Source organism: Halosegnis marinus (assembly GCF_029338355.1).
GTDB lineage: Archaea > Halobacteriota > Halobacteria > Halobacteriales > Haloarculaceae > Halosegnis > Halosegnis marinus.
This window is the reverse complement of the sequence record NZ_CP119802.1, coordinates 256901-265930: the sequence shown is the minus strand read 5'-3', so window position 1 is coordinate 265930 and position 9030 is coordinate 256901. Positions and strand designations below refer to the sequence as shown.

13 protein-coding genes are annotated in these 9030 nt (G+C 70.5%); 4 read left to right on the top strand and 9 right to left on the bottom strand.

Annotated features, from left to right (window positions below; translation table 11 throughout):
- Positions 1 to 6 precede the first annotated feature (6 nt).
- Both P2T37_RS01530 and P2T37_RS01525 read right to left on the bottom strand, forming a co-directional pair.
- Entirely contained in the window at positions 7 to 186 is a 180-nt protein-coding gene (locus P2T37_RS01530; protein ID WP_276234981.1) for an HVO_2922 family protein, read from the bottom strand.
- Positions 183 to 359: a DUF7836 family putative zinc-binding protein gene (locus P2T37_RS01525; RefSeq protein ID WP_276234980.1), complete on the bottom strand. Its 177-nt coding sequence runs from the start codon at positions 357 to 359 to the stop codon at positions 183 to 185. Before P2T37_RS01525 ends, P2T37_RS01530 begins: the two co-directional genes overlap by 4 nt.
- Before the next feature lie 100 nt (positions 360 to 459).
- Here P2T37_RS01525 and P2T37_RS01520 point away from each other — a divergent pair, with 100 nt between their 5' ends.
- From P2T37_RS01520 to P2T37_RS01505, 4 genes are all read left to right on the top strand, one after another.
- A complete protein-coding gene (locus P2T37_RS01520) occupies positions 460 to 1182 on the top strand; it encodes a metal-dependent hydrolase (protein ID WP_276234978.1) in 723 nt (240 codons plus the stop codon).
- Between the two features lie 52 nt (positions 1183 to 1234).
- Positions 1235 to 1627 (top strand): OsmC family protein, encoded by a 393-nt coding sequence (locus P2T37_RS01515; RefSeq protein WP_276234977.1) that lies wholly within the window; start codon positions 1235 to 1237, stop codon positions 1625 to 1627.
- 81 nt (positions 1628 to 1708) lie between these two features.
- Positions 1709 to 2155 carry a DUF5799 family protein gene (locus P2T37_RS01510; protein WP_276234976.1) on the top strand — a complete coding sequence of 149 codons (447 nt, stop codon included), beginning with the start codon at positions 1709 to 1711 and terminating at the stop codon, positions 2153 to 2155.
- A gap of 42 nt (positions 2156 to 2197) precedes the next feature.
- Positions 2198 to 2395 carry a hypothetical protein gene (locus P2T37_RS01505; RefSeq protein ID WP_276234975.1) on the top strand — a complete coding sequence of 66 codons (198 nt, stop codon included), beginning with the start codon at positions 2198 to 2200 and terminating at the stop codon, positions 2393 to 2395.
- An 8-nt stretch (positions 2396 to 2403) separates the two neighbouring features.
- Here P2T37_RS01505 and P2T37_RS01500 read toward each other — a convergent pair whose 3' ends face one another.
- Genes P2T37_RS01500 through ilvB form a run of 7 tightly spaced genes read right to left on the bottom strand, consistent with a single transcriptional unit; the run spans position 2404 to position 8999 of the window.
- A complete protein-coding gene (locus P2T37_RS01500; RefSeq protein WP_276234974.1) occupies positions 2404 to 3372 on the bottom strand; it encodes an isocitrate/isopropylmalate dehydrogenase family protein in 969 nt (322 codons plus the stop codon).
- Positions 3369 to 3962: a 3-isopropylmalate dehydratase small subunit gene (gene leuD / locus P2T37_RS01495; RefSeq protein ID WP_276234973.1), complete on the bottom strand. Its 594-nt coding sequence runs from the start codon at positions 3960 to 3962 to the stop codon at positions 3369 to 3371. The genes P2T37_RS01500 and leuD overlap by 4 nt, the downstream gene beginning before the upstream one ends.
- On the bottom strand, positions 3962 to 5380 hold the full coding sequence (gene leuC / locus P2T37_RS01490) for a 3-isopropylmalate dehydratase large subunit (RefSeq protein WP_276234972.1): 1419 nt from the start codon (positions 5378 to 5380) through the stop codon (positions 3962 to 3964). Before leuC ends, leuD begins: the two co-directional genes overlap by 1 nt.
- A complete protein-coding gene (locus tag P2T37_RS01485; protein WP_276234971.1) occupies positions 5377 to 5601 on the bottom strand; it encodes a DUF7989 family protein in 225 nt (74 codons plus the stop codon). Before P2T37_RS01485 ends, leuC begins: the two co-directional genes overlap by 4 nt.
- Positions 5594 to 6622, bottom strand: coding sequence for a ketol-acid reductoisomerase (ilvC, locus tag P2T37_RS01480; protein WP_276234969.1), 1029 nt, complete (start codon positions 6620 to 6622; stop codon positions 5594 to 5596). The genes P2T37_RS01485 and ilvC overlap by 8 nt, the downstream gene beginning before the upstream one ends.
- Positions 6619 to 7254, bottom strand: coding sequence for an acetolactate synthase small subunit (gene ilvN / locus P2T37_RS01475; RefSeq protein WP_276234967.1), 636 nt, complete (start codon positions 7252 to 7254; stop codon positions 6619 to 6621). The genes ilvC and ilvN overlap by 4 nt, the downstream gene beginning before the upstream one ends.
- The gene (gene ilvB / locus P2T37_RS01470) at positions 7251 to 8999 is read right to left on the bottom strand and encodes a biosynthetic-type acetolactate synthase large subunit (RefSeq protein WP_276234966.1); all 1749 of its coding nucleotides are present in this window, start codon (positions 8997 to 8999) and stop codon (positions 7251 to 7253) included. The genes ilvN and ilvB overlap by 4 nt, the downstream gene beginning before the upstream one ends.
- Positions 9000 to 9030 lie beyond the last annotated feature (31 nt).

Here is a 9030-nt window from a genome sequence, read left to right as displayed (position 1 = left end):
GTTTAGCTACTGCTCCTCGACGGCGGCGTCGGGGGCGTTCTTCCGCACCGACTCGATGCCCTGCTTCGCCTTCTGCTTCGAGGCGTACCCCTCGCCCGAGTCCGCGATGATGTTGCCGTTGGCGTGGCGCAGCCGCCACCGGTACTTCCCCTCCTTGTCCTCGTACAGTTCGAAGGTCGCCGTCATAGCTCGCGCAGCACCTCCAGGTCGCGGCTCGTGTGCGCGAACTCCGAGAGCGGGCGGCGCTCGCCGCAGTCCGGACACGCGAAGTCGGCGTCCGTGTCGGGCGCGGTGTTGGCGTCCGTCTCCCAGTGCTTCTCGCAGGCCGGACAGGTGAGCTGCGCGTACGCTTCCTGCATACCCCGTCGTCCGTGCGGCGACGGGAAAAAACTTGGACGCGGCCCCGGCTCCTTCCGCCGCCTGAACGGTTATGTGGCTGCCACGAGTATTCGAACGCGCATGGACATTACTTGGCACGGCCACTCGACGTTCGCCGTCGAGGTGGGCGACACGCGGCTGCTCATCGACCCGTTCTTCGACAACCCCAAGACGGCGCTCGAACCGTCGGACGTGGACCAGCCGGACTTCGTCCTGCTCACGCACGGCCACGCCGACCACATCGCCCACGCCGGGGAGTTCTCCGACGCGACGCTCGTCGCGGTGCCGGAACTCGCCGCCTACGCCGAGGAGGAGCTCGGCTTCGAGAACGCCGTCGGCGGGATGGGGATGAACATGGGCGGTACCGTCGAGTGCGGCGACGCGTTCGTCACGATGGTCCGCGCGGACCACACGAACGGCATCATGACCGGCTTCGAGCAGTCGGCGGGGCCGCCGGCCGGCTTCGTCGTCTCGACCACGAAGCCGACGCAGGAGACGGACCCCGAGAGCGAGGCGTTCTACCACGCCGGCGACACGGCGCTCATGTCGGAGATGCGCGACGTCATCGGCCCGTTCCTCGAACCCGACGTGGCCGCCGTCCCCGCGGGCGACCACTTCACGATGGGGCCCACACAGGCCGCCATCGCCGTCGACTGGGTGGACGCCGACTACGCGATTCCGATGCACTACGACACCTTCCCGCCCGTCGAGATAGACACGGACGACTTCGTCCGCGAGGTGAAGGCGACCGGGAGCGACGCCGAGGTCGTCGTTCTCGACGGCGACGAGACGTTCACTCTCTGAGAGCGACCCCCAGACTACCTTTTTAACGGCGGCGGCCCATCCGACGGACGCAATGGCAGACCTCGAATCCCACACCGTCAACGACGGCGGCTTCGCCGCGACGAGCCGGGTCGGCAACTACGAACTCTCCATCGACGCGACGAAGGAGGAAGGGCCCTCGCCGAACGAGGTCCTCCTCGCCGACTACGCGTCGTGTTACACGTTCGCCTTCCGGGCGGGCGCACAGCGCGAACACGACCTCGACCTCGGGCGCATCGAGACGAGCGCCGAGGCCGACCTCGACGAGGACGACGACCTCGTGGACGGCTCCGTCGCCTTCACGCTGGAGGTCGAGGCCGACCTCGACGACGAGCAGAAGGCGGCGCTCACGGAACTGGGCGAGGAGATCTGCCACGTCCACGCCGCCCTCCACGAGGGGATGTACGCGGACATCACCGTCGAGTAACGCGACGAGTCGCAGTTCGTCCTCCTTCTTTCGCCGCCGCGCGAGGAAACGCTGATACGGCACCGCGACCCACGTCCGCCCATGACCGACTGGCAGGACCGCATCGTCGGCGCGCGCATGGCGGTCGATACGGAGTTCGCGGACCGGGTCGAGGCGAGCGGCTTCTCCCGACAGGAGTGGGGGCTCGTGATGACCGCGACGGAGTTCGACATCGAGGACGGCGACGAGCCGCGGCTGTACGCCGACACCTCGCGGCTCCCCGACATCATGCCCGAGGTGGAGAAGGTCGAGGAACGCACCCCGATGGGCCCCGGGGGACAGGAGGAGTCGTCGGGCGGCATCCTCTCGAACATCACCTCCGCCCTCGGGTTGGGCGGGGACGGCGGCTCCTCGGGCGACACCGAGGAGCGCGTCCGCGAGGCCGAGGAACTCACGCAGGGGTACGCGCGCGAACTCCAGCGCCATCTGGAGGAGAAAGGGTCGTGGGAGGACGTGGTGGCAGCGTACCGCGACGGAACCGACGAGTAGCCGGCCGCAAGCTTTTGCAACGTCCGGTGCCGTTTCGCGAGCGTGTCCGACAGCGCTACCACCCGCGACGCCCTCCTGTTCGCCCTCCTGCTCGTCCTCGTCGCCCGCGAACCGGCGCTCCCCGGAATCTTCGCCGCGGGTATCGGCGCCGCGGGCGTGGCCCTCGGCGTCGCCGCGTTCGCCGTCCGGGTCCTGCCGGACGGCTTCGGGCGGGTGACGCCGGCCGACTCCGAGGAGTAGCGCCGCGACTACAGCCGCGCGACGACCGCCGCTGCCACCTCGTCCGTCGAGGCGTCGCCGCCTACGTCGGGCGTGTGCGGCCCCTCCGCGAGGACCGACTCGACCGCGCTCCGAACGGCCGCGCCCTCGTCGTCGTAGCCGAGATGCTCCAGCAGCATCGCGGCCGAGAGTATCGCCGCCGCGGGGTTGGCGACCCCTTCGCCGGCGATGTCCGGCGCGGTGCCGTGGACCGGCTCGAACAGCGCGTTGTCCGGCCCGACGTTCGCCGACGGCAGGAGGCCGAGCCCCCCGACCAGGCCCGCGGCGAGGTCGGAGAGCACGTCGCCCGCGAGGTTCGGACAGACGACCACGTCGAACGCCCCCGGCTCGAGCGGGAGTCGCGTCGCGAACGCGTCCATCAGTACCTCCTCCGTCTCCACGCCGCGGGCGTCGGCGATGCGGACGACGGCGTCGCGGAAGCGCCCGTCCGTCTCGCGCATCACGTTCGCCTTGTGGGCGACGTGGAAGCGGCCGCCCTCGCCCACGTAGTCGCAGGCGTACTCCGCCAGCCGTTCGGAGGCGGAGGTGGTCGTCACGCGCGTCAGCGTCGAGAGGTCGGCCGACAGCCGGTCCTCGTGGCCCGCGTAGACGCCCTCGGTGTTCTCCCGGAGGAAGACCACGTCCGTCTCCGGCCGGAGCGCGTCCACGCCGGGGTAGGCGCGGGCGGGTCGGACGTTGACGAACGAGCCGACGGCCTCCCGCAGGGGGAGGATCACGTCGGCGGCCGTCTCGCCGGCCGCGCCGAACAGGGTCGCGTCCGCGGCCGCGACGGCGTCGTACGTCTCGTCGGGGAGCGGCGTGCCCGTGCGCTCGGCGACGGCGTCGCCCGCCTCCGCGCGGACGTACTCGAAGTCGGCGACCGCGTCGAGCACCGAGACGGCGGCCGGGACGACCTCCCGCCCGACGCCGTCGCCCTCGACGACGCAGACCCGGCTCACGAGTCGGTGTACGGGAGCGAGGCGGCCGTCTCCCGGGTCCGGTCGAGGTTCTGGTACATCAGCGCGGTCGTGTCCCACTCGCCCTCGACGAGCGACTCGCGCATCGCCGGGTCGGCGGTCACCCCGACCTCGGTGTCGTCGAAGACGACCCGCTCGTTGGCGAGGTCTATCTCGATGCCGGCGTCCGGGTCCGACTCGACGAAGTTCTGTAACTCCGTCACCGTCTCCGGCTCGGCCGTCACGGTCGGAATCCCGAGCGCGGTGCAGTTGTCGCGGAATATCTCCGCGAACGACTCGCCGACGATGCCGTGGATTCCCCACCGGAGCAGCGCCTGTGGGGCGTGCTCACGGGAGGAGCCGCAGCCGAAGTTGTCGTTGACGACGAGCACGCGCGCGCCGCGGTACTCGTTGAACGGGTGGTCGTTGAGGCTCCCGTCGTCGTCGCGCCGGGCGTCGTAGAACGCGTACTCGCCCATGTCGTCGAAGGTGACCTCCTTCAGGAAGCGAGCCGGCACGATCTGGTCCGTGTCGATGTCGTCCCCGCGGACGGGGACGCCCGTGCCGGTCACGCGGCGGATGGCGCGAACCATCAGGCGTCACCCCCGAACGCGCGGGCGTCGGCTATCTCGCCCTCGACCGCCGCCGCGGCGACCATCGCCGGGGACATGAGGACCGTGCGCCCGTCCTTCGACCCCTGCCGGCCGACGAAGTTCCGGTTCGACGAGGAGGCGCACACCTCGTCGCCCTCCAGCGCGTCGCCGTTCATCGCGAGACACATCGAACAGCCGGCCCGCCGCCACTGGAAGCCGGCCTCCTCGAACACCTCGGCGATGCCCTCCGCCTCGCACTGTTTTCGGACGGTCTCGGAGCCGGGGACGGCGAGCGCGCGCACGTCCGGGTCCACCGTCTCGCCCTCCAGCACGGCCGCGGCCTCGCGGAAGTCGGAGACGCGCCCGTTCGTGCAGGTGCCGAGGAACGCCACGTCCACGTCGTACCCCTCCATCGTCTCGCCGGGTTCGACGCCCATGTGCTCGTAGGCCTTCTCGGCGTTGTCGCGGTCCTTCCCCGCGAACTCGTCGGGGCCGGGCACCGGCTCCGTCACGCCGACGACCTGCCCGGGGTTGACGCCCCACGTCACCATCGGTTCGAGGTCGTCCGCGTCCACGGTCACCACGTCGTCGTACTTGGCGTCCGGCTCGGAGGCGACCGACTCCCAGTACTCCATGAGCCGGTCCCACTCCTCGCCCTCGGGCGCGTACTCGCGCCCACGGAGGTACTCGTAGGTGGTCTGATCGGGGTTGATGTAGCCGGCGCGCGCGCCGCCCTCGATGGACATGTTACAGACCGCGAGGCGGCCCTCCATGTCCAGCCGCTCGATGGCCTCGCCCGCGTACTCGTACACGTGGCCGACGCCGCCGTCCACGCCGAGTTCGCCGATGATGTGGAGGATGAGGTCCTTCGCCCCGACGCCGTCGCCGAGTTCGCCCGTCACCTCCACGCGGCGCACGTCCATCTTCTCGGCGGCGATACAGCCGGTGGCCAGCACGTCGCGTATCTGCGAGGTGCCGATGCCCATCGCGACGGCCCCGAACGCGCCGTGCGTCGAGGTGTGCGAGTCGCCGCAGACGATGGTCTGGCCGGGCTGGGTCAGGCCGAGTTCCGGCCCGACGACGTGCGCGATGCCCTGTTTGCCGGAGTCGAGGTCGAAGAACTCGATGCCGGCCTCCTCGGTGTTGCGTTCGAGCGCCTGCAGCATCGTCTCCGCCTGTTCGTCGGCGAACGGGCGCTCGCGCTCCTCCGGGGTGGTGGGGATGATGTGGTCCGTCGTCGCGAAGGTGCGCTCGGGGAAGGCTACGTCGAGGTCGCGCTCGCGGAGCATCCCGAACGCCTGCGGGCTCGTCACCTCGTGCATCAGGTGGAGGCCGACGAACAGCTGGTCCTCGCCGTTCGGGAGTTCGCCCACCTTGTGACGCTCCCACACCTTGTCGTAGAGGGTGCCGGAGCTCATACCGACCCGTCCGCCGGGTCGTAGGCGGCGTTGGCGCTCGGCGCGTTCTCGCGGGGCGTGTGGTCCACGTCGGCCATGGTGTCCGGCTCCGGCGACGAGTCGCGCTCGCCGCCGTCGGCGGCCACGACTCGCCCGCGCCCGTACGTCTGCGTCTCGCCGAACGTCTCGTCCGTGTAGGGGTTCGTGTGGCTCGTCTCCCCGAGCGTTCGGTCCTCAGTCATCGGCGGGCACCTCCTCCCGCTCCTCGCCGCCCCACGCGAACAGCGCGCGGAGGTCCGCGCCCACGTCCTCGATGTCGTGGTCGGACTCGGCCTGCCGGAGCTGGGTGTAGCTCGGCCGCCCGGTCTGGTTCTCGGAGATCCACTCGCGGGCGAAGGTGCCGTCCTGCACCGCCTCCAGCACCTCCTCCATGTTCTCGCGGGCGTGCTCGTCCACGACCGCGTCGCCGCGTGTGAGCCCGCCGTACTCCGCCGTATCGGAGACGGAGTCCCACATCTCGCCGAGCCCGCCCTCGTACATCAGGTCGACGATGAGCTTCAGTTCGTTCAGACACTCGAAGTAGGCCATCTCGCGCGAGTAGCCCGCGTCCACGAGCGTCTCGTACCCCTGCTTGACGAGGCTGGTGACGCCGCCACACAGCACCGCCTGCTCGCCGAACAGGTCCGTCTCCGTCTCCTCGCGGAACGTCGTCTCGATGACGCCCGCGCGGGTGCAGCCGATGGCCTTCGCGTAGGCCAGCCCCACGTCGTGGGCGTCGCCCGTCGCGTCCTGATAGACGGCGAGCAGGCCGGGCGTCCCCTCGTCGTTCTCGAAGTTCCGACGGACCAGGTGGCCCGGCGACTTCGGCGCGACCATCTGGACGTTCACGTCCTCGCGCGGCCGGATCTGGTTGTAGTGGATGTTGAAGCCGTGCGCGAACTGGAGGGTGTCGCCCGGCTCCAGCGCCTCCTCGATGTCGTCGTACACCGCCGGCTGGACGGTGTCGGGCACGAGGACGCTCACGAGGTCGGCCTCGCGGGCGGCGGCGACGGGCGTCGCCACGCGGAGGCCGTCGGCCTCGGCCGCGTCGCGGGAACTCGACCCCTTGCGGAGGCCGACCACCACGTCGACGCCGGAGTCGTCGAGGTTCTGCGCGTGGGCGTGGCCCTGGCTGCCGTAGCCGAGCACGGCTACGGTTCTCTCCGCGAGGTGCGATTCGTCAGCGTTGTCGTCGTAGTACACGGGGTTCTCGAAGTCTGTCATGGCTTGAGGTCGTCGGGGACCGTGGAGGTCTTCGTCTCGCCACGGGCCAGCGCCGTCTGCCCCGTGCGGGCTATCTCGCGGACGCCGAACTGCCGGAGGGCGTCGAGCGCGTCGTCTATCTTCCGCTCCGAGCCGGTCAGCTCCACCGTGACGGTGCGCGGCCCGGCGTCGAGCGTGCGGCCGTCGTACATCTCGGTGATGGCGTGGACCTTCGCGGGGTCCTCGGCGTCGAGTTTGACGAGGACGAGTTCGCGCGCGACGGCGTTCTCGTCGAGTTCGCGCGTGTGGATGACCGGGACCAGCTTGTCGAGCTGTTTCTCTATCTGGTCGATGTTGGGGTCCGGCTCCTCCACGACGACGGTGATGCGCGACCACTCCGTCTCCTGTGTCGTGCCGACGGTCAGCGACTCGATGTTGTACTGCCGGCGGCTGAACAGCCCGGACACCTTCGACAGCACCCCCGGCTCGTTCTGCACGAGCGCGGTGATGGTCGTGCGGCGCGGCGACCGCTCGGCCTCCACCTCGGGGTCGATACGGATGCCCTGACTGTTGCGCCGGCCCCGCGGCCGCGGCCGGTCGTCCGGGTCCGCGCCGAGCAGGCCGTTCTCCGGCGGGTCGTCCTGTGAGCTCACAGGTGGTCACCCCGCAGGGCGAAGAGGCCGTTGTCCCCGCCGCTGGGCACCATCGGGAACACGTCCTCCTCGGGGTCGATGTGGACGTCCACGACGGAGGGGCCCTCGTACGCGAGCGCCGCCTCTATCGTGTCCTCCACGTCGTCGTACGTGTCGATGCGGAACCCCTTCGCGCCGAACGCCTCCGCGAGGGTGTCGAACTCGGGCATCCAGTCGTACTCCGAGGCCATCCGCCGGCCCTCGAAGAAGCCGTCCTGCCACTGGCGCACCATCCCGATGAACTCGTTGTTCAGGACGAAGACGGTGATGTCCAGTTCCTCGCGCGCCGCGACGGTGAGTTCCTGACACGTCATCAGGAAGGAGCCGTCGCCGTCGAAGCAGACGACCGACTGGTCGTCGTCGGCGGCGTAGCGCGCGCCGATGGCGGCGGGGACGCCGTAGCCCATCGCGCCGAGGCCGTGCGAGGAGACCCACGTCCGGGGCTCGGTGTAGGTCCAGTACTGGCAGGCCCACATCTGGTGTTGGCCGACGCCGGTGGTGACGACGGTGTCGTCCCCGGTCGCGGCGTCCACGGCCTCGACGACGAACTGCGGCTTGACGGGCGCGTCCTCGTCGATGTGGTAGTCGAGCGGGTACTCCCGCTTCCACTCGGCGCACTGCTCGCACCACGCGTCGGTGTCGGGCGACCCGACGACCGCGTCGGCGAACTGGCCGACGACGGCGCGGGCGTCCCCGACGAGGCCGTAGTCGGCCTCGACGTTCTTCGATATCTCCGCGGGGTCGATATCGACGTGGAGTATCTCGGCGTCGGGCGCGAACGTCTCCACGCCGCCCGTCAGCCGGTCGTCGAAGCGCGTGCCGACGGCGAGGATACAGTCGCTCATCGTGAGCGCCATGTTCGCGTAGCCGGTGCCGTGCATCCCCGCCCACTTCAGCGAGAGGTCGTGGTCCTCGGGGAACGCGCCGATGCCCGGCATCGTCGTGACGACGGGCACCTCGTGGTCGATAGCGAACTCCCGCACCGCGGCGCTCGCCTCCGCCTTGATGACGCCGCCGCCCGCCAGAATCACGGGTCGCTCGGCCGCGGCGAACGCCTCGGCCGCGGCGGTCACCGTCGCCTCGTCGGCCGTCTCCGCGGGCCGGTAGGTGTCGGGCGTGCGCGCCGGGCCGGGTTCGCGGTCCGTCTCCGCGTTCGTCACGTCCTTCGGCAGGTCCACGAGCGTCGGGCCCTGCCGGCCGCGCTTCGCCATCGCGAACGCCTCGCCGACGACGTCGCCGACGGTGTCCGCGTCCGAGGCGAAGTAGTTCTCCTTCGTGATGGGGCGGGTGACGCCCGTCGTGTCCGTCTCCTGGAAGGCGTCGGAGCCGACGAAGTCCGTCGGCACCTGCCCGGTGAGCGCGAGCACGGGGTCGGAATCCATGTCCGCGTCCGCGATGCCGGTGACGAGGTTCGTCGCCCCCGGCCCGGACGTGGCCATGCAGATGCCGGGGTCGCCGCTCACGATGCCGTAGGCGTCGGCCGCGTGGACCGCGCCCTGCTCGTGGGCCATCGTGATGTGGCGCATCTCGGAGTCGTACAGCGCGTCGTAGACGGGCATGATGGCCCCGCCCTGCACGCCGAAGAGGTACTCCACGCCGGCGTTCTCCAGCGCCCGGACGACGGACGCCGCGCCCGTGCTCACGGGGTCGGGCGTCCCCTCCGCGTCGCCGGACTCCTCGGTCGGGACTGCCTGTTCGCTACTCATACGTGTGGGGTCGTGTGTGGTGCATCGGTCG

Coding starts and splice junctions, on each gene's coding strand:
- P2T37_RS01530 (WP_276234981.1), bottom strand. CDS start 186: ATGACGGCGACCTTCGAACTGTACGAGGACAAGGAGGGGAAGTACCGG.
- P2T37_RS01525 (WP_276234980.1), bottom strand. CDS start 359: ATGCAGGAAGCGTACGCGCAGCTCACCTGTCCGGCCTGCGAGAAGCAC.
- P2T37_RS01520 (WP_276234978.1), top strand. CDS start 460: ATGGACATTACTTGGCACGGCCACTCGACGTTCGCCGTCGAGGTGGGC.
- P2T37_RS01515 (WP_276234977.1), top strand. CDS start 1,235: ATGGCAGACCTCGAATCCCACACCGTCAACGACGGCGGCTTCGCCGCG.
- P2T37_RS01510 (WP_276234976.1), top strand. CDS start 1,709: ATGACCGACTGGCAGGACCGCATCGTCGGCGCGCGCATGGCGGTCGAT.
- leuD (WP_276234973.1), bottom strand. CDS start 3,962: ATGGTTCGCGCCATCCGCCGCGTGACCGGCACGGGCGTCCCCGTCCGC.
- leuC (WP_276234972.1), bottom strand. CDS start 5,380: ATGAGCTCCGGCACCCTCTACGACAAGGTGTGGGAGCGTCACAAGGTG.
- P2T37_RS01485 (WP_276234971.1), bottom strand. CDS start 5,601: ATGACTGAGGACCGAACGCTCGGGGAGACGAGCCACACGAACCCCTAC.
- ilvC (WP_276234969.1), bottom strand. CDS start 6,622: ATGACAGACTTCGAGAACCCCGTGTACTACGACGACAACGCTGACGAA.
- ilvB (WP_276234966.1), bottom strand. CDS start 8,999: ATGAGTAGCGAACAGGCAGTCCCGACCGAGGAGTCCGGCGACGCGGAG.